This window comes from Bradyrhizobium vignae (assembly GCF_900324035.1).
Taxonomy (GTDB): domain Bacteria; phylum Pseudomonadota; class Alphaproteobacteria; order Rhizobiales; family Xanthobacteraceae; genus Bradyrhizobium; species Bradyrhizobium vignae.
In genome coordinates, this window is record NZ_LS398110.1 from 6604089 (window position 1) to 6623846 (window position 19758).

The 19758-nt window shown below is 57.3% G+C and carries 14 protein-coding genes; 11 read left to right on the plus strand and 3 right to left on the minus strand.

The window, feature by feature from the left end; translation table 11 throughout:
* Positions 1 to 121: 121 nt before the first annotated feature.
* The 7 genes from BRAD3257_RS31985 (at position 122) to BRAD3257_RS32015 (ending at position 9010) form a co-directional block, all read left to right on the plus strand.
* Complete coding sequence (locus BRAD3257_RS31985; protein WP_174221601.1) at positions 122 to 835, plus strand: MerR family transcriptional regulator; 714 nt, start codon at positions 122 to 124, stop codon at positions 833 to 835.
* A gap of 334 nt (positions 836 to 1169) precedes the next feature.
* A complete protein-coding gene (locus tag BRAD3257_RS31990) occupies positions 1170 to 2282 on the plus strand; it encodes a branched-chain amino acid ABC transporter substrate-binding protein (protein ID WP_122405194.1) in 1113 nt (370 codons plus the stop codon).
* A gap of 473 nt (positions 2283 to 2755) precedes the next feature.
* Entirely contained in the window at positions 2756 to 3787 is a 1032-nt protein-coding gene (locus BRAD3257_RS31995; protein WP_122405195.1) for an LLM class flavin-dependent oxidoreductase, read from the plus strand.
* A 203-nt stretch (positions 3788 to 3990) separates the two neighbouring features.
* Positions 3991 to 4362 carry a hypothetical protein gene (locus BRAD3257_RS32000; protein WP_145987062.1) on the plus strand — a complete coding sequence of 124 codons (372 nt, stop codon included), beginning with the start codon at positions 3991 to 3993 and terminating at the stop codon, positions 4360 to 4362.
* Between the two features lie 1791 nt (positions 4363 to 6153).
* Positions 6154 to 6531 (plus strand): NolY, encoded by a 378-nt coding sequence (locus BRAD3257_RS32005; RefSeq protein ID WP_122405197.1) that lies wholly within the window; start codon positions 6154 to 6156, stop codon positions 6529 to 6531.
* 667 nt (positions 6532 to 7198) lie between these two features.
* Positions 7199 to 7426: a hypothetical protein gene (locus BRAD3257_RS32010; protein ID WP_122405198.1), complete on the plus strand. Its 228-nt coding sequence runs from the start codon at positions 7199 to 7201 to the stop codon at positions 7424 to 7426.
* A gap of 858 nt (positions 7427 to 8284) precedes the next feature.
* Complete coding sequence (locus BRAD3257_RS32015; protein WP_122405199.1) at positions 8285 to 9010, plus strand: outer membrane protein; 726 nt, start codon at positions 8285 to 8287, stop codon at positions 9008 to 9010.
* A 348-nt stretch (positions 9011 to 9358) separates the two neighbouring features.
* Here the strand turns inward: BRAD3257_RS32015 and BRAD3257_RS32020 are convergent, their stop codons facing one another.
* Together BRAD3257_RS32020 and BRAD3257_RS39910 are read right to left on the minus strand one after the other, a co-directional pair.
* Entirely contained in the window at positions 9359 to 10087 is a 729-nt protein-coding gene (locus tag BRAD3257_RS32020) for a helix-turn-helix transcriptional regulator (protein ID WP_122406869.1), read from the minus strand.
* Positions 10088 to 10523: 436 nt separating this feature from the next.
* Complete coding sequence (locus tag BRAD3257_RS39910; RefSeq protein ID WP_160118889.1) at positions 10524 to 10811, minus strand: hypothetical protein; 288 nt, start codon at positions 10809 to 10811, stop codon at positions 10524 to 10526.
* A 649-nt stretch (positions 10812 to 11460) separates the two neighbouring features.
* On the opposite strand from BRAD3257_RS39910, the gene BRAD3257_RS32030 reads away from it, so the two are divergent.
* Together BRAD3257_RS32030 and hemN are read left to right on the plus strand one after the other, a co-directional pair.
* Positions 11461 to 12177, plus strand: coding sequence for a sulfite exporter TauE/SafE family protein (locus BRAD3257_RS32030; RefSeq protein ID WP_122405201.1), 717 nt, complete (start codon positions 11461 to 11463; stop codon positions 12175 to 12177).
* Positions 12178 to 13195: 1018 nt separating this feature from the next.
* Complete coding sequence (gene hemN / locus BRAD3257_RS32035) at positions 13196 to 14533, plus strand: oxygen-independent coproporphyrinogen III oxidase (RefSeq protein ID WP_122405202.1); 1338 nt, start codon at positions 13196 to 13198, stop codon at positions 14531 to 14533.
* A gap of 409 nt (positions 14534 to 14942) precedes the next feature.
* Here the strand turns inward: hemN and BRAD3257_RS41415 are convergent, their stop codons facing one another.
* Positions 14943 to 15275 carry a hypothetical protein gene (locus BRAD3257_RS41415; protein WP_244607778.1) on the minus strand — a complete coding sequence of 111 codons (333 nt, stop codon included), beginning with the start codon at positions 15273 to 15275 and terminating at the stop codon, positions 14943 to 14945.
* 658 nt (positions 15276 to 15933) lie between these two features.
* Between BRAD3257_RS41415 and BRAD3257_RS32050 the strand changes: the two genes are divergently transcribed.
* Positions 15934 to 17526 carry a carbohydrate porin gene (locus BRAD3257_RS32050; protein WP_122405204.1) on the plus strand — a complete coding sequence of 531 codons (1593 nt, stop codon included), beginning with the start codon at positions 15934 to 15936 and terminating at the stop codon, positions 17524 to 17526.
* Between the two features lie 321 nt (positions 17527 to 17847).
* A complete protein-coding gene (locus tag BRAD3257_RS39455; protein WP_160118890.1) occupies positions 17848 to 19626 on the plus strand; it encodes a hypothetical protein in 1779 nt (592 codons plus the stop codon).
* Positions 19627 to 19758 lie beyond the last annotated feature (132 nt).

Here is a 19758-nt window from a genome sequence, read left to right on the forward strand (position 1 = left end):
TCCCTCGCCATTCTGAGGATAGTCACCACTCTCGCGCTGGAATGAAAGACGATCCAGCTAGAGCTTTGAAATTACTTGAATCACACGTGACGTCAGGTTGTAGGCTTTGAAATTGAGCAACATGAGCAAAGCTACACCACGAAGGCGTCGATGGCGCATTGGCGAACTTGCACAGGCGACCGGAGTAACGGTACGCACGCTGCATCATTATGAACACACTGGGCTCCTAGCAGCTTCAGAGCGTACTGACGGCGGCCACCGGATGTACGACCGCGAAAGCATGCAACGGGTTCACCAGATTCGGGCGTTACGTGAGCTTGGCTTCTCGCTTATTGAGATCCGTAAAGCTATGGAGGGCACGACCTCACTCCCCGACCTTCTGCGCAAGCATCTACAGCGGATAGAACTCCAAGTCGCTCGAGCAACTATGTTGCGAGATCGCTTGCGCAACATGACCATCGACAGTGAAATCCAGGTAAGTGTGGATGAGCTGCCTGCCACCCTCAATGCCATGTCGCGGGTCGAGACGCCCAGTCAGACGTCCCGATGCACCTGCAAGTTAGCTGCAGATCGCGAGGAGCGGTGGCGGCGGATCCGCGACGACCTGCGTGACTGTATGGATCGGGGCGAGCATCCTTGCGGGGAGCGGGCGAAGGCCGTGGCAGTTGCAGCACGCTTGCTGATCGGCGAAATCGCTGGCGCCGATTCACGCGTTTCGATGATCCTGAAGGTACTTGCACGATTAAGCGCCCCCCGTAGCCTGGCTGGTTGGGATCCCTGCCTCATGCAATATCTCGATCTCGCCCTTGGCGGGTTGGAGGATCAGCCGTACTAATAATGGCCGGCTCCGCACGGCCTTGGCGATCGGCCCTGGCAATCTGAAAACGCGATGACACTTGGTAGGTCGGCGGCTCTGATGCGGGCCGACAATTTTATGGGCTCAAGCGGACAATCGTCATGACCTCTTCGATCGGTGCTCCCTGACGCACTGATCGAGGCTCCCTTCAAAAACGGCCTTGAACCGCACGTAACGTCAAATTGTAGGTTCTATCGTGGCCGCATCTGGCCGACCGAACGCAAGCTTCGCTTTGGCAAACAGCCTTAACGTGCAGGCAAGCCTGATCGCAGCTGCCGGCAGTTCACTTCAGGTAAGCACTGGGAACTCTGCAATGTTGAATAGACGTTGTGCTTCTGCTGCGAGTGCAGCGCTTCTCTTCTGCGCTCTCGCCTCGGTTGCGCTCGGCGCAGAGGTCAACATTGCCGTGGCTGGCCCAATGAGCGGAAGCAGCGCTGCGATCGGCGCGCAAATGCGCGATGGTGCAGCTGCGGCGGTGGAGGCGTTGAACGCTTCGGGCCTACTTCTCGATACCAAGGTGATATTGAGTGTTGCCGACGACGCTTGCGACCCGAAGCAAGCTGTCGCAGTCGCGAATAAACTCGCAACAGAGCGGGTCAGGTTGGTCGTTGGTCATTTTTGTTCTTCTTCGTCGATCCCGGCCTCCGAGATTTACGCCGAATCAGGCATCATCCAGGTGTCACCCGGCTCGACAAATCCTCAGCTGACAGAACGCGGCCTTGCAAGTGTCTTTCGGATCTGCGGCCGCGACGACCAACAGGGCATCATTGCCGCCGAGTACATTCACCGGAACTACCCTAACGACAAGATAGCAGTGCTCGACGACAAAAGCACCGCAGGTAAAGGTATCGCCGACGTGGTCGAAGCACAGCTTCGAAAATTCGGCGAACAGGTCATTCGGCAGAGCTATGTAGCCGGTGAAAAAGATTACAGGGCGCTGGTCTCAAGAATGAAGAAGGATCGGGTGCGCGTCGCCTATATCGGCGGCTATCATACCGAAATCGGATTGTTTGTACGCCAGGCGTCAGAAGCAAGAGCGGCGCTCATCGTGATGGCGAACGATCCGTTGATGACCTCTGAGTTCTGGGCCATTACTGGCAGCGCTGGAACTGGCACGTTGTTCACCTTCATGCCGGACCCGGCCGCGAATGCTAATGCGGCCGGCGTGGTGGCCGAGCTCAAGGCATCCAACCTGTCTGCCGAAGGCTATACGCTTTACGCCTATGCAGCCGTGCAAGCATGGGCAGAGGCGGTGAACCGCACCGGCTCTTTCAATGCTGCACGCGTGGCCAACGCACTTCGTTCACGGCCGATCGATACCGTAATTGGGCCAGTCCGATTCGATGCAAAGGGAGACAATGCGGCTCCTGATTTTCTGGTTTACCGCTGGCGAGATGGCCGTGTTGAAATTGTCGAGCAGAACTGACTGGCATCAATGCCGTCTCCCCCAAAAGCCAAAGTGACAAGGATTATGAGACGCACTCAGGTGGTAGGAACAGCGATACTCGCAAGCTCCCTTATACTCGCAGCCTTCGGAGCGTTTCTCGCGTTCGTTGTAGCGCTCGCCGAGCTACCGGATGTCGACCTGACGGAGACGCTACGTCCAGTGATTGACAAATAGTAGCCGTGCCGAGCTGATCTGGCTCGCAGGCACAGGACCTCTGAACTGGCTAACGATGCTTCTGCTCGAGCAGATGCTCGCCGTTCAGGCGCTTCGCCGATGTCGGGTGCGGCCGACCGCATTACGCATTCTCGTGACCCACTCACATGGTGCAAGCCCGGTCCACGCACCCAAAGAGAAATGGCCTAAGCGGTCAAATGACGAGCGAGACCTCTTTGAGGGCCGCGGCATGAAGCACCGAGGACTCGCCATCTGACCCATAATCGGAGATTGAACGAGTGAAGAGTGGCTTTCCTTCAAGACTAAGGTGCGGCATTTTCGACCATTTGGATGACGACGGGCAAGATGCCGCACGACAATATGAAGATCGTCTCAAGCTGACCGAGGTCTGCGACTCGCTCGGCTTCTACGCTTATCATCTAGCCGAACACCACTGCACGCCTCATGGCAGAGCGCCCTCGCCCAACCTTTTTCTATCAAGCGTCGCGCAGCGCACCCGACGGTTACGCTTCGGCCCGCTCGTCTCGTTGCTCAACCTTTATCACCCATTGCGCGCATTCGAAGAGATCTGCATGCTTGACCAATTGAGCGGCGGCAGGCTCGAGGTCGGGATAGGCCGCGGCTCCCAGCCGATTGAATGGGGTTTTTTCGGCATCAGCGCAGAGGCCGCGCCAAGCCGCTATACGGAAGCCAGTGAAATCCTGAATACTGCGCTGAAGGGACATACGCTATCGTATCAAGGACACCACTTCGATTTGAGCGAAATACCCATAACGTTGAAGCCTCATCAACGTCCATATCCGCCCACCTGGATCGCGAGCAATAGGGTTGAGTCGGCGCAGTGGGCCGCTGCAAATGGCGCTAATCTAGCGTGCATAGGCCCGGCCTCTGTTGTCCGGAACGTTACTGACGCCTACCGCTCTCATCGCGCCCATAACACAGCCGCACACAGCCGTGAACCATTACTCGGGCTGGCCCGCATGGTCGTGATTGCGAGGTCTGATCGGGACGCTCATGTGGCGGCCGAAACTGCATATCGGCGATGGCTGGAGAGCTTTAAGTTCCTCTACGAGCTGAACGCCATTCCGACGCCGCCCGCCCTCCCGCTGACCTTCGATGCAGCACTTGAGAGCGAATTGTGCGTCGTTGGAACGCCGGCGTCGGTCCGACAGCTCCTTCTCCAGCAGATCGAACTGGCAGGTGCCAACTACTTGCTTTGCCAGCTTGCATTCGGAGACCTTCCGCTGGAGACTTCCCTGTACACCGCAACCGCAATCAAAGCTGAAATCCTCGATCGCTTTGTCGGATAATGTCTGCATTGGGGCATCGGGTTCTTGGCAAGTAGAGCGACGCACTGAGACTATGCGAAGCTGGTTGCGATTTTGGTTGTCGTTTGCCCTGGGAGCAAAGGTGATCCTCAGCTTCAATGCCAGCGCTCAAGCCGCTGACCTTTTGACTGCGCTACTTCTTACTCGGACACATGAAACTCTGCTTGCGAATGGAGTTATTCGTTGTGAGCGCGCTTTACGCAATGAGCTTGGTCGGCATGGGCGGAACTGGCGGCGGTACCGTCTACGTCGGCAACGGCAAGATTGTCGGGGTCGGCGCTGGAAATCTTCGCTATCGCGGCACCTACATCGAGCAAGGCGGCCGGATAAAAGGGACTGTCAACCTCTATGCGCCAACCGGCGGAACGCTGGTCACCGGCGCTCAAGTACCGGCAGACAGCAGATGGAGCCTGACGCTCGATTGGCCCGCCAACTTCTCGGATGGGAAGCCACAGGCGCCCATTGTTGAGGGTCGTCAGGTACACATTGTCATGGAGAAATCGACGATATCTAACGCCAGCCGCTTCTATCCGGACGGGAGGCGCGCTTTGGATTAGGGAGTGTTTGTGAACCGCTTTATCAACTCATCCGCAGCCGAACGCTCTTCGTCCGCTTCGATCTCGCGCGCTTTTTCAATGAACTGGCCGCGATTGCTCAGGGTCATCCTGCATCTGCGGGAGGCCGGAGCGCTAGTGGATATTCGGCCGCCGGGATTCCAACTGTTCGGCTAATGAGGATCGAGGAGTTCTTCTGGCACCTTCGTGACATCTGGGGTCCGATTTAGAGGTATTCGCCAACGCTCGCTGCTGCGGCCTTTCTGTCGTCTCAATCATGGCCGGTCATCAACGAATCAGCAGGCTCGCCTACTATGCCCATAAGCTCACTGCACCATGTCGGCAGGAAACTGACCGGCTTTCGATGTAAGACATGAGATTACGCGCGCGATCCACGAACTGGATGCATCCCATCAACACTTTCGATTTTACCAATTTCAGCCAAATACCCATAAGTCGATCGCCGGTTTCCGGAAAGCACATTTCACGAATGTCGTGTGAGCAATGAGCCCATTTCGCTTTCAGCATAGTCGCAGGCCGATTCAAGGTTCTCGTGGCTGCATCGCCAACGATAGCCATCAATCTTTGGAATCGAGGCACGCGCGGCGCAAATGCGGTCGGATGGCTAATCGCAACGTCTGGGGCGTAATCTATCGCGTTGACGCCTCCCCCTTTGCGATCATACTAAGCCCCTCCAAGAAGATCGACTCTCACGCACACTGCTTGGCCAAGGTAAATGCGTGCGCTGCATAGAATTGGAGCCGGCGAACTGCCCTCTGCACCGGAGCGGGCTGGATTTTTTGCCCAGACCAGGTGGGCAGCGCCGACAATCCGAGGCTGCCGCGACCTTCAAACAAAGCCGTGCGGTCAGCTATATGACCCCGCTAAGTGCAACCCACATATCCTCAGGCCAGGACGAGGCACTGATGGCGACCGGTGTGATGAGACCAGCCTCGCGATCTTACTGCCCACCCCTGTACGTCGTCTGACTGTGGATCCTCACTCTGCTCGCGTCCTCAGTCTTCGCCGGCGGGCGGCGTCCACACCCAATTCCTACATACTGACCCCACACCTCATTCTATGCGACGGCGCTCTTCGAGCATATCGCCGCGCGGTTATCCCTTGTCAGCAATCCTTACATCACCACCAGAACAAGGGGCGGACGTGCGCGATGTGCCGATCTTGTCACTTAGCGCGCCCACCTTCCAGGAGCCCATCCGCCCCCTCACCGGGCCAAGCATCGCCTGTCAACGAATGCAGAGAGAAACCGCAGACGTATATAGCGGATGTTATTTCTGGGTTGCCTGGCATGGGCTGGGCCATAAGTTTCTGGTATGATGAGGAAACCGGTCTGGACCAGTTGACAGCGCGCCTTCAGCAACAGCTTCGTCCAGTGCCAAGCGCTCTTCATGGCACTCTGCCCTGGGGAGGCCTCCGGTTACGTTTGGATCGCTATGTCAGGTTACGAGCAATCGCGCAGCAGCTCGGGTCGCAATTCTCGACTTGCGCTCATCAGCGGTGTCCCCGCTGGCTGGTTCACTGCCACTGTCCCACGCGCTGGACCGGCTCGACGGCCGAATCAAATCCCGGTTCGCGTTCTCTAATCCATCGCCTTTGCGGTCCTTTCGCGGCACATGCCTGCCACCCTCTTCCTTCGGCGACCGCACGTGCACACGTTGCCTTGTCCAGCAGTCATTCGTTCGACCGCCGCGTATGCCGTCTCGCCAACGGGAAAGCACGACCCAACCATTACTCAGCCTTCTTCCTGCATTTAACTACTTTGGAGCAAACACCGTGGAACTTGACCCTTCCAATTCACGCTCAGAGGACCTCGAGGATCGCATCGACCTGCAACTCGACATCGTAGCCGGCCTCGTACGCGAAGAAGGCAACGAGCTCGAAGCGATCCGACTGCTAAACGCCCTGATAAACCAAATGATTACGGCGGAACTGGAGCTCGGCCAGCTCGGCGATACAAGAACTGGGGGCCGCGCCGGCGACCAGAAAACGAGGCGACTGTCGCGAGACCGTGGCGTTTACTACCCGGAAGACCTTCAGGTTTTGGGACGCCTTTTCGATCAGACCGTGGCGGCATTACCAGCAGTTCTCCGAACTCCCGCCAACCAAATGAAGATCGCGAAACTAATTTTGTCACGTGCAGCAGCAGACTGAGAGTTCATTTGGCTTTTTCTGCGGTTGATGGCGCGCATCGCTGGGCAGACTGCTACGGCCGTATGCACCAGAGATCGACGACTTGGCGTTTATGGGCTCATCGTGCCGTAAGCGCGCCGGTTACGCTGGCCTCCACATCACAACTGTTCGCCATCATGCTCGAAAGCTGGAGCCCGCAGCGAGATCAGGAGGCCGCGAAGGGACGAGCAGGACGACGCCCCGCGGACACATGTCAGAAAGCAAACAAGCAGTGACCGGACGACACACGTTTCCATAGTCGTTTCTTAGCTAGACTGCGAAAGGAGCGGAACGATCCATTTGCATCGATCGTATCGGCTTTAGTCGTGATTGGCATGGCCCGATCTTCCGATTGCAGGAACAATAGCCCCAATATTGACCGATACCGAGCAACAACAATTCGGCAACGAAGCCGCGCGAACAACGCGAGCTCGTTCAAGCGCTTCAGAATTATTCGAATGCGCCTGGCAATGCGACGTTCGGGGTCATCCGAACTTCAACAAACATCTGTAAATTAATAAAGCATCGAGGGCAGCTCGATGACCGAGTGTACTGCGGCTCTGATGTCTTCCTTCCTGGGACAAGCCACAGACGCTCGGTTTGCTTTTGCGAAGGTACTTCTTGTACCAGGACGTCGTGGAGTGTTGAGATGGATCAGCAGATGCAAGATGCTATCGTGAGCGTCGCATTTGATAAGGCCTGGCGCTTTGTTGAGAAGGATCCGTTGCTGGCGCATAATCGCAAGACGGTCCTCCATAGCCGGCTGTGCACTTTCCTTGAGTCTTCGATAAAGACGGGCGAACGCAATACTTTGAATCTGGCAAACGAGGCGATCCGCAACTTGCGGGCTGAACTGGCGCGGTCGACCGAGCAATAAGGAGCTTGAACTCAGCTGCCACATGAGCTTGGCTTGTTAAGGTTGCTAGGGACGTTATGCGGGGGACGAAAACAAAGCGGGGCAGAGCGTGGTGGAGCTGACCTTCCTCCACTCATGTTCGGCCCCGCTGGAAGACGAGCACGTTCGCGACGACTGTCCGCTATGCAGCTCTTCTGGTAACCCCAGACCGGGCACGTAGAATCCAGTGCAACTCAGCGACGAGATGGGACAGCCGCGCTAATATTATCCTGCCACCAGGAAAAGGATACCTTTTTCTCTCCTGACCTAGCAGAGCTGCGCAACTTCAAGCAAGATCCTTGTCAAACACGGCCGTGTCGGCTCCTCGAGGTGTTGAGGATCATCGTGCGACACTTGTGCGAGGTCCTGAGCCAAAGCGATCCAGGCCCGCGATCGATCATCGTCGCATCGCCCACGATTGCAATTGGTGGCACGACCGTCCTGCCGGAACAATGCGCTTGAGGGACCGAGGCGGTTTCTGGATCAGCGGTCTTCATTTGCCGAACTCTCTAAACGGCGAGCAGGCACGGGACATGCTGGCGCGGCCCGGCTATGTCGCTAATCCGGGACGTATGGAGCCAAAGATCTCGCACATTGGGTCCTGTCACAGGCCATCACGAACTATTCGTGCTCAAGGACCCATCTGCGCGAAGCAACCAGTGTCAAGGCGCAGCCTTTCGCTCGAGGCCGTGCATAGCAAGTTGAGGGCGCCACAACCTGACGCGGTGTGCGATTAGACCCATTTCTTTCCAAGACATGTTGTGCGGCAGTTACAGCAATTCGCGATCATATTGCTAAACGCACGCCGCCGGGGGAGCACCGAAAGGAAACGACACTCGAATGAAAAATATTCTGATTCTGGCCGCAACCATCGGCGCACTCGGTGCGGCCGCTCCCGCATTCGGCACGGACCTGGCCGGGCAGCCCGTCAAGGCCCCGGCGGCATCGCTGCCGGCCGCAGCCCCGATTATCGACTGGTCCGGCTACTATATCGGCCTCAATGGTGGCTGGGGAACGAGCCACAATTGCTGGGATTTCAATGGCGTCACTCCCGAAGGCTGCCATAATTCGACTGGCGGGACCATTGGCGGCCAGATTGGCTATCGTTGGCACATCTTCAACATGGTCTACGGCATCGAAGGTCAGGGCAACTGGGCCGACTTCAGCGGCGCCAATGTCAGCACCGCCTTTCCGGCAAACACCATCGGCACCAAGACAGATGCATTCGGCCTACTCACGGGCCACATCGGCTACGCGTTCAATGCCGTGCTACTGTACGGCAAGGCTGGCGCTGCGGTGACCAGCAATACCTATCACGTAAATTCGGTGGCTACTGGCACTGAGCTCGCCAACAGCAATGATGTCCGTTGGGGTGGCGTGCTGGGCGCGGGTGCCGAAGTCAGCCTCACGCCGAACTGGTCAGCTGGCGTCGAGTACAACCACTTGTTCATGCAGCGAAGCAACCTAAGCTTCCCAACTGCGCTTGGCACCGACCGCGCGCACCAAGACGTCGATCTCATCACGGCACGGCTCAATTACAAGTTTGGCTCGCCTTTTGCTAAATAGAGACCTCCACGCGCTTGCGTGAATCGGAACCCCGACCCCCGGTCGGGGTTCTTTCCGCAGCCGCTCCTCTCCTGCCGGCCCCCAATCCGAGTTCCGAAGCGCCACGTGCGAGCTCGTCTAAGCAATGGATCCACCGGATGGGTGGTGTGGGGCCGAGATGCGCTAACAGCTGGCGGAACAAATCAGTCGATCCAGCAATTCGTCGATCTCATGAAGTCTCACAACCTCACGAGCGTGAGATAGCGGACTTCGCCTTGAGCGTCGTATCCTGCGAGCTCGCCGAAGGCACCATCCTCAACATGGCAGAAGCTGGAAGCCAACGAGTTGGCAGCGGGCCGCCCGTCAAATTCAAAGAACGTTGAGGCGAATAGCGATAGCGACCGCTTGAATTCGGCTCGTTGCACCCAGCTTCCGCATCGCATTCTTGACATGAAAGTTGACCGTATTCTCGCTGATTTCCAGGATCTTTCCGATTTCCCATGACGATTTCCCCTCCGCCACCCACCGCATGCAACTGATCTCTCGCTTTGATAGTGCCACTTTTCTCTCGCAACTACTATCATTGCACGGACGAGCGATCTCGCTATAAGCGGCGTGAAAGAGACAGGCCAGCGCGTTGAGATGACCGATGCGGTTCTGAGGATCAGCATCGTCGAACGCGGATGCAAACGACACAACAGATATCCGACCCAACGGGCCGAACAACGGCACGCTCATGCCGTGCTTCAGCCCCGCCTCTCTCGCCTCCTCCAGTACGCGTCTTTCGTCTGGTTGAAGCTGATAGTGATCCGCGAGTTGATCCCACAAAAACGGCCGCGAATGCATCGGCGTCCGCCGGACCACCGGATCGATAGTATGGTACTTGCGCTTGAAGTATCGGTCGCACCAGTCTGGCGGCCACTTCACAGCCACAGTCGGGGGTGGGTACTCCGCCAGGCGAAGTGGCTCAACGAAGTTGAGAGCGCCGTATGCGACTTCACTGAAGCCTTCCTTGGTGGCACAGCCTACAAGAAGCTCGAATAGCGCTCTGAGTGAATGTGTCTGGTTTGCGCATTCGGAGAAGCTAAAGAGGTCCATGATAGGCGCTTGAGTCCGACCGCCGAGTTCCCCGTCGTGGGGTTCGATTGCGCTTGTTTCAGGCGAAGCCAAATTCCAGTCCATGATCTGAACCCGACGGTTAGTTATTCGTGCAGTCTGAGCGCGCGCTCGCCCTGTGCCGGGCGCCATTCGCCGAATTCCTTGCCCTGCCGCCGAGTGCGCCGGCGTGATCCATCAAACACCCGAGATAGGGCCATCATCCTTATCTCCCAGGCTGAGCGGAAGTGATTGGTCCAGTTCGCCGATAGCCCACTGGTCAAATTAGAGATCATCGCTCGTCATCCGCGTTGAAGGACGTGCCACCGGTACGTACCCAACGGTGCCTCCTTGGATGATGCGGACGCCGATAGAAGGTTCGCGGGTCCAGGACCGAGCTGACGATAATAACCAGACAGCGGCTAGAGGCTCGGCTCTGTTAAGCTTGCACGGCGAGAAAACGCAGTCGCGTCCGAACGACGCTTTCGTCTGTCTCGAGGCCGAGCACGACGAGATCCTGGGCTCTGATCTGCGCGATACAGCTAAGCTCGGCCACGCGCTCGGCGGTGCGCGACTCGACGAGCGTCCTGTCAGCATCCATTCTCCGCTGAGAGACGAAGACAACACGAGAGTCATGTCTTTTCCCAATCTTGCGAATTGCCATCGCTAATCGCTCGCCGATCTTCCGCCGTGCGACGGCGCCGGGGACGTGATCGATGAGCAACACGCAACAGCCGGCGCAGAAGCCATACTCCTCGCACCATTGTGCGGCGTCTCATCGAATCCGTCCGGCAGGCCTGGCGCAAACGTACCGAACGTGTAGAAACGAGCCGCGTCAAAGGCGAAGCGAGAGATACTCGTCGCCGCGAGATCTGCTTGATGCGGGGGAGATTTTGCATGCGCTTCTCCAACAGGGAGAGGACCCAGGTTGGACTAGCAAGTGTCGTACCAACTGTTGATTTCACCAAAATCAAACGTCGCGGAGAGGGGTTCGGACGCGCAGGTTGGTTGCGAGGTAGGCGCGTCGAAGCATTTCTGACATGCGAAGGAAAGGCGACAGCACCATTGCGAGGCGCGGCAGGAGATGAGCTACAACAAGAAATGCAGCTCACCCCGTTGACCCCTGGAGTGCCGCCCCCTCAGGGTCTCAACGCAGCCCTATTCCAGCCCAGTCAAGTACCAGCTTCGGCAATTGATGGGACGGTTCAACCATGGCACGCGTTAGGGTACTTGACCGGCCTGCACCTCCGGTCACCGATTTCGGCGAAATGCTTAGATCTGCCCCTAAGCAGAAACACATTTAGACCGCACTTGATGAACGAATCATGATGGGCTCGGTGCAAAGAGGCGAAGATCTTCGCCAAGACCGGTGAGGCATGGCTTCTCTGCTCTTCGCAATCATCTCAATGCTCTATGCGAGCGTTGGCCAAGCTGGTGGCACTGCATTCCTCTCGCTAATGGCATTCTTCGGTATGTCGTCGACAGAGATGCGCCCGACGGCGCTTGGTCTCAACATTGTTGTCGCTACCTATTCTACGTGGCTCTTCAACCGCAACAGGATCGTTGACTGGACGATCCTGCGCCCGCTTCTGTTTTCGTCGATGCCAGCGTCGCTTGCCGGTGGCCTGATTGTGCTCGGGGACCACATGTACAAGACGCTGACCGGGCTCGTTCTTGTTCTGGCGAGCGCAGTGATGATCATGCAGCGGGGACGAGCTGCCGATCGTGTTTCCGAACCTCCGCTCGCAGCAAGCGTGAGCTTTGGCGCGGCCCTTGGCCTGGTTTCCGGCCTGACCGGCGTAGGCGGTGGAGTGTTCCTCGCGCCGACGCTCATCACACTGAATTGGGCATCACCGAAGCAGACGGTCGCGTTATCACCCCCTTTTATTCTGGCCAATTCTACGGTCGGCTTCGTCGGAGCTCTTTTCAGCGGCCAATTTCCCTCTCCGGATCTGGCCCTTTACGCTATCTCCGCGCTGGCGGGTGCGGTCGCTGGAACGGTAGTCAGTCTGAACTACCTGAACACGGCAGGCATCAGATTTATCCTCGTGGTGGTTCTGCTCGTTGCCGGCATCCAATTGTTTCTCGCTTGAAAGTCTCAACTCCCATGTTTCGTGGCATCGGCAGGCTACACGCTCAGAGCGGGTGCAACATGATGGCGGCCCGCAGCTTCTGGTCCGCGCCTTGCCTAACTGTGAAGGCCGGCAACGCAAACACGAAAAGCTGTCGGGCCGAGCGACCGATGGGCGGCATCTCGCGATCCCCGCTGATCGTCATGAGCCGAGCGGCCCGTATCTGGGCACATCCCGTTCGCGCACCCCAATTGGCAGAAAGGTCAATGTTGGCGGGGCAGCGTAGCGGATGAAGCGTACCTCCACTCGTCTATGGCTTGCGCGGCCTCTAATCTGGCGCGCAGAATCTATTGCGTATAGTATATCGTCCGATGCATCTGGCCGGGATTGGCTTTGCCATCAGCACGACGTTCAAAGTCGTTGTGAGTTGGTGAGCTGCATTAGACAGCGATGAGAGTCCCCTGAGCCAAGGCGCCCCGACGCACTTCGCCGGGGGGCTGCAAGTGCGCTGGGGTCGCCCCAACATCATCAGTACATCCGTGATGATGCTTGTGGCAATGAGACAACCAGCGTGGCGGAATTGAGGCTTATGCGTTCGACACTAGGGATGAACGCTCGTTTGGTCGGCTGCGTCAAAGGACTTGAATCGCACGTTGCGTCACGTTGTACTATGGCACTCCTCGCGCTGTCAGCTAGCCGCCAACTTATCTTCCGTGGCACGAAGGCCATGGATGGGAGGCAACCGCTGAACTCTGTGAGCACCAAATCGGCTTTTGCTTGAAGAAGAATCCGCTTCGCCGGCTCGTCGGGCACGTCTAGCAGCTTCAACCGTGCGCACACGAGAACATTCATATCCTAAACGTCCAGATAATCGCCACACGAGCGGCTCTCTCTTCCTGCTCTGCCCCTAAGCCGCGTTGACTGTAACATCGAAAACGGGACCAGATCTCAGAAACGACTGGTGCGTTTGACATAACGCAAAGACACAAGAGAGAGCATCGGTCAGCTTTCTGATGTTTGAGCCTGGGAAAGTTAAGCGTTGCAGACCTTCCTCCTAAACAAGTATTGCGATGCTCGCCTGCCTTGGTACACGATCTATCCAACCGTACCGGATTTCTCCGCAGTGGTTGGTGCCAAGACTTGTGAGACATGGCTGAGGCGGCTGCCGCCCCACGAGCCCGTTTCGCTCTATATCCATGTTCCGTTCTGTCACTCTATCTGCTGGTATTGCGGCTTTCCTACAAGCCTCACTCGCAGCCAGCGACCGGTCCGCAATTATTTGGCAGCACTGCGGGACGAGATAGGCTTGGTCGCAGAGCAAGTGCCGCGCGCTCTGCCGGTGAGCGACGTGCATTTCGGTGGCGGGACGCCGACCACCATTGCACCGAGCGATTTTCTCGGCTTGATGGAATTCCTGCGACACTGCTTTGCTTTCAGCAAATCAGCTACTATCGCGATAGAAATCGATCCGCGTGGAGTCACGGCCGAGATGGTCGAAACGTTACAAGCGGCCGGGATCAGCCGCGCGAGCATCGGCGTGCAAAGCTTCGATCCAGTGGTTCAAAGGTCGGTCAACCGCGTGCAGAGCGAGGAGCTCACAGCTTCGGTCGTCGAAAGTCTACGCCAGCATGGCATAAGCCGCATCAATTTCGACCTTCTCTTCGGACTGCCACATCAGACAGTGCGGTCCTGCGTGGACTCCGCGAGGACGGCTCTGGCCATGCGGCCAGACCGGCTTGCGGTTTTCGGCTATGCTCACGTCCCCTCCTATATGAAACGTCAGCGCCAGATCGACGAGACGGCGCTGCCGGACAATGTCGCCCGCGCTGAGCAAGCCGCGGCTATTGCAGATACGCTGGTCTCGGCCGGCTACCGCCAGATCGGGCTCGACCATTTCGCCCTGCCCAATGACGAGCTCGCGCTGGCTCAGAAAGCTGGTCGGCTGCGCCGCAGCTCCCTGGGTTATTCGGCTGATACCTGCAAAACCGTGATCGGCTTAGGTCCGTCAGCCATCGGCCGTTTGCGTGACGGTTACGTCCAGAACGAGATCGCAACCGCTTCCTATCACCAACACATTCAGGCTGGGCGTCTGGCAACGTCAAAAGGCTACTGTCTCACCGCCAAAGATCGCCTCCGCGCCGCAATCATCGAGCGTCTGATGTGCGATTTGCAGGCCGACATACCAGCGATCTGTGCTGCTCACGGATTTGATCCGATTCCTCTTCTCGATTCGGCCGACCGCCTGGGAATGCTTGCCGAAGACGGGATAGTGGAGATCGAAGAGGGATTCATTCGGGTCAAGCAGGAGCACCGGTTTGTGATTCGCGCCGTTGCTGCCGCGTTCGACACTTATCTCGACCGTGCCCCTATGAACTAAGCCACGGCATGTGAACAGATCGCAAGCCTCTAAGCTCTTGGCGAGGGAGTGATCCGAAGAAGCGCCTCGGGCAGACAGGTCAGATTTCGAGGAAGCAGGACGATGTGCTGGCACGAGCTTTCAGGTACCGTCTCAAAATTGGCGAGGATTGATTAAAAATGGGAGCTGATTGTAAGGACAGGCGCAGCGCGCTCGGCGGCCCAGGGCTGCGCCTCGATCATGCGGAAAGGGCTCTGCCCCATCTCCCCTGGAGCGCTCTCGATGGTGATAGCCTCAGCGACATGCCGCTGTAGACGCCGTCGCCCGCAGAAGCTTCGGGTATTTTGCGGGTGTAACCAGTTTTGCCAAGCTACGGTCCACCTCCTCGAGCACAGTTGGAGACTCGACCACGCCTGCAGCGTCTCAGACCTCAAGGCTCGGATGTCTTCGGTCCGGCGATCACTCGCGCGCCTCCGACGGAAACAGGTCCCCGTGGTTTCGACCGCCCGAAGCGTTTCCTGGCGACGCTCGAAACAGCCCGGACTTGCGACACAGGAGGCTCGGAAGCAGCAGAAGGGACAGGTGTTGAACTCTGCAGGGAATCGATCCGCGACGTCAGCGTGGTGATCTTATCCAGGATCCCTTTTAGCTCATCCCGCTGGGCATTGATCCGGTTATTGAGTACTGCGATCTCATCGCCGATTTTCTGCTGTGCCCAGTTTATCTCAAACAAGGCTGCCCTGTCTTCCAGTGACAGGCTCATCGTTGAAGCGAGGTCCCGGGCTTTCGGCGTCTCGACAAACTCCTCAAGGTTAACCCAAAACAAGGCCCCAGCAGCACACGAGCTGACGAGGACAAGCGGGAGCACCAACACAGGTAGAATCCGTCTTGACTGCCTGTGCAAGAGCCGCCGCAAGTCTGAAGCGGTCCCTTGATCAATCGAGTCCATTGTCCCTCGCTCAGGAGTTCGACGCGACAGGCTGCGATGCTCACGCGCTCCGGGAACTGCCAGCGTCTTCGGCTGCTCTGCTCCTATGAAACGCTACTTCTTGAGCAACGCAACGCGCCAATTTGCGCGCGTTCTCCGTGATAGCGTCACCATCGAGCAATGCTCATTTTCATGCAATGGCGCAGCATTTTCTCACAACTCAGAAGAACCTCCGAGATTTTCTTCCCGTGCCACGGCACGAACGAACACCGTCTTACTCATTCCTGAGTGTGTTCGATGGAGCCCCGCCTCACGCCTTGCCGAGACCAACAACTTCATCCGAGGCGCGCCACGTAAGCGCCACGGCCGATTGGCAATGGCCGATTGGACCGCCAAGCACTGCAGCTGGTCAACTACCAAGTCCGGCAGATTGTTCGAGACGATGGGGACGTGGCAAGCGTGACCAACGACCCCGCGCACGTCAAGGATTGGGATGCAAGACAGGTTTTGCGGCGCTGACGGCAGCCAGCAAATGCTCGCCGACACGGGAGCAGTTTCTTTCAATTTCAGACCAAGGGGAAAGCACTCTGCGCTTGTTATCGCCTTTTCGCTAGCGGTTTGTCTGGTCGGCAATTCCGTACGGGCACAAACGGGAAGCAGACTTAATCCTGGTAACCACGGCTCAGATCAGGCCAGCAAAAGAGGAAAGACTTCCGATCTGGCCGCAAAGCTCCCGATCGGCCTGATTCATCAGGCAATCCGCCCTCCTGCCCTGGCGCCAGCAGCAGGTCCCGGAGTGCCTTTCGAGAAGAGCGGCAATGCGGACAGGCGTGCTCAGACGAGACCGCAAAAGACGGTCGATCCCTTCGAAAGGTACGACAAGCTGCGTGAGAAAGGGACGTGGCTCAACATACCTGGACCTGCGGACACGATCGATCAGGACAGGGACGGAGTTAGATCGGCGTTGGGAGATGTCGGCATCGGCTACATCGGCTGGACACACAACAGCTTTGTAAACAACCAGCTGCCGAATGCGGCCAGAAGCACTATCGCAAACCAGCTCTATATGGGCCAGAATCCGACCTTCGCGTCGACAAACTTCATGATCGTTACCTACGATCTCAGCCGGTTTGGCATTGCCGACGGACAGATTGTCGTAGGAGCCGAGCACCAATACTGGACGTGGGATCGCCCGGGACCAGATCGAGCGGGAATCAATACGCTCGCCTACTACCAGACTTTCTTCGACAGGACGCTAGAACTCAAACTTGGCTATCTCAGAAACCAAAATGAGTTCACCGGCACATTGTTCGGAGGGATTACAGGATCGAACATGTCTGCCTTGTTCCAGGCAGGGATGAGCACCAATGCTGCGCCGACGCCGGCGGTCAACTTGAGGTACAATTTTGACGATCGCTTGTACAACAAGGTCTCCGTACAGCGCTCAATCAGTCCAGATGGTGCCTATGCCCACATAACCGAGAACCCCACCGGCTTGAACTGGAGCACGGCCAATGCGGGCATCCTTCTCGTTGACGAAGCCGGCTACAAGAGCAAGGCTGCTCCCGGCGTACCCGACACGTGGCTGCGGGCGGGCGTTGGTTTGAACAGTAGCCGCTACACGAATTTGGCGGATCCCAAGCAACAAAGAGAGAGCGGGAATAACTTTCACTACATCGCTGCGGACAGGCAGCTCTGGCAGAATGACGCGAGTGGGACGCCGTCTCGCGGCATCTATGGCGGCTTCTCCATCATGGGAGCTCCGCCCGACCTCAACAGGATCAGCCAATATTACGAGCTTCGTCTTTATGCGAAAGGGCCTTTTGATAGCCGGCCCAGTGATATGATTACAATCGTTGCGAGCAAGACGAGCTGGAGCAAATTTGCGCTGGATGCTGCCTTGGCTAAAGGCCAGCTTGTGCATCGTGATACCACGGCAATCACCGGAACATATACCGCCCATCTTGCTCCGGGAATATATGCAGGCGTGGGACTATCATACATTCATAACCCCACAAGCATCACGCACACGCCCCAAACTGAACACGCGCTCAATCTGCTGGTATCTACGTTGATATTCTTCTGATCATGGCAGACGCCATTCTGATTCCACCATCTCGTGACGCATGGGACCTGAGCTTCGCGAACTTGTTGAGGAGACCGGCTGCATCTGCGCGAGATGAGCCCATCTAGGGGTGCGCCAGCTGTAAGAGCTTATGGACAAAAGATCTCGTTGGACCCCAAGCAAGGCGAGGCGGAGTGTTCAGGAGAAGCTGGTCCCGAACGCGGTCATTTCCCAGGTTAGCCACCGCGATAACTCTCCGCTGCGGAACCATAGCCAGGTCAGGTTCTCGAAAGCTTGCTCGACTAGGCAGACCTGTTCAGGTGATCCTGGAGTGAGGTTAGCGTGGACCCGCAAGATTTTGACCCGTTTAACGTGCCAGATTGGTCGCAGGTGCAGCACGACGTGCCGCAAGAGCCGCAGACGAGCCAGGCCGGACAAGACGGCTTTGAGCAGCACTTAGCTGAGGCAAAGCAGGCCGAACCCGCTCCCGTTGGCGATCGAGGCTTCTATCCCCATCTATCTACAGAAGACCGGGGCCTTATCGACAAGGCGATTGCTCACTATGTGGATCAGAAGAATCCGCAACCGAATACGGTCAGGCTTTATACTCAGGCACTTCGTCGACTGGCGAATGATCTCCGCGCCCGTGGCCAAACGACTGATCTAAGGAACCACCAGTCCCTGGTTAATCACCTAGATACCTACTTTCCAAATGACGCCCTCATGAAGACAGGCGTAAGCGTCCTTCGTGCGTATCATGATTCCGGTCATTTGATTTCTCGCGGGCGACCGCGCGCGCTCCCCTCAGCGAAAGACGCATCTAACGATGGCCGGCAATCCCCGGATGAGGCGATCGATCCACGGGCCCAGAGCAATCTCCTGGCAAGTGAGGAGCTCCCCATCAATCATGAACATGACACAGCTCAATCGAGAGCAGCGAAAAGACAGAGGACGCTGAACGATCTGGAAGAAGTTCTGGTATATCGGAAACCGACCGCAAGCGCCGCTTCAGGAGGAAGTGGCGGAGCAATACCGATCGCCTCAACGGGCGTCATAGTCCGGGGGCAGTGGGACAGGCGACCTCTTTATCCGGAGGATGCTGCCGATATCTTCAGGCTTGAGGAGGCGCTTGTTGCGGGCGGGACGGCCTCCGTTACGGCGAAGCAGCATGCAGGTTCTCTTATCGGCTATAGCCGTTGGCTCTTCGCAAAAAATAAACCAAGCATTGTTGCTCGGCTAGACGGCAAATCGCTGAGCGATGGCAGTGACGTGCGCGAGTTCAGTGGTGCCTCTAGTAGCAAGAGACTCCTTAAAGCATTAGAGTATCTGCGGACCTTTCGATCGACGGGGGGCGTCGTTCCCATCGTGCGTCCAGGGCGTACTCGCGCTAAGCTCGATCCATCCCCTCAGAATGTGGCGCTCATAAATGCCGAGGGCGATTTACTGACAGAACCGACACGCATCGACAGCGCCGCTGCGCAGCAGCGCGCATCGTTCGAAGCTAATTGGCAAGAGGAGCATCAGGAGGGACACGACAATCAACCTGTCCCGTCGGCTCTCCTCGAAGGACAGGTCGCGGTCGATCCAGAGCAGCTTCCTCAGGAGCAACTTCGCCGCCTACGCGACCATCCCCTGCCTTCAGAGGAGCTTCAGCAGCTGGAAAAGGCGTTGCATAACGAGCTTCACCAGCAATCGGAGAATCCCCCTGATCCCTCGTTTCCCTCTGATCCAGAAGAGTTTATCATTGATCTAGACCAGTTCTCTCCAGCGGAGGTTTGGCGACTGCTCGAGGATGAAGACGCACAGGAGCTTACCGAGGGGCGAGATGATCAACCCGCCACCTCGGCTTTTATCCAGGAGCAAGTCGCATCCGATTCGGAGCAGCTCCCTCAGGCAGATCTTCGGCGAGTACTGGATCATCTCGATGATCAACCCAGCGACTCGCCCGTCTCCGTCCCTCCAGAGGAGCTGCGGCAACTGGAAAAGGACTTGCACGACGCGCTTCACGGACTAGCGGATGATCACTTCGCTCCTCCTGTTTCCATTGATCCAGAACAATTTGCTTTCGAGCCAGAGCAGTTTTCTCCAGGGGAGCTTCGGCGACTGCTTGATGATGAATAACCAGAGGAGCTTTAGGAAGGGCCAGACGCCCGCTTTCCTGCAAGGGCACATCGCTTTCGACGCAGAGCAGAGTTCTCACGAGCGACCGTCGGGAATACCGCTATGTTATTGCTCTGCCTGAGCCATCGTTGA

Excerpts from the sequence above, each read along its gene's own strand:
- BRAD3257_RS41415 (WP_244607778.1), bottom strand. The coding sequence starts at position 15,275 with ATGAGCCTGTCACTGGAAGACAGGGCAGCCTTGTTTGAGATAAACTGG.
- BRAD3257_RS32050 (WP_122405204.1), top strand. The coding sequence starts at position 15,934 with ATGCAAGACAGGTTTTGCGGCGCTGACGGCAGCCAGCAAATGCTCGCC.
- BRAD3257_RS31985 (WP_174221601.1), top strand. The coding sequence starts at position 122 with ATGAGCAAAGCTACACCACGAAGGCGTCGATGGCGCATTGGCGAACTT.
- BRAD3257_RS32015 (WP_122405199.1), top strand. The coding sequence starts at position 8,285 with ATGAAAAATATTCTGATTCTGGCCGCAACCATCGGCGCACTCGGTGCG.
- BRAD3257_RS32010 (WP_122405198.1), top strand. The coding sequence starts at position 7,199 with ATGGATCAGCAGATGCAAGATGCTATCGTGAGCGTCGCATTTGATAAG.
- BRAD3257_RS32030 (WP_122405201.1), top strand. The coding sequence starts at position 11,461 with ATGGCTTCTCTGCTCTTCGCAATCATCTCAATGCTCTATGCGAGCGTT.
- BRAD3257_RS32020 (WP_122406869.1), bottom strand. The coding sequence starts at position 10,087 with ATGGACCTCTTTAGCTTCTCCGAATGCGCAAACCAGACACATTCACTC.
- BRAD3257_RS31990 (WP_122405194.1), top strand. The coding sequence starts at position 1,170 with ATGTTGAATAGACGTTGTGCTTCTGCTGCGAGTGCAGCGCTTCTCTTC.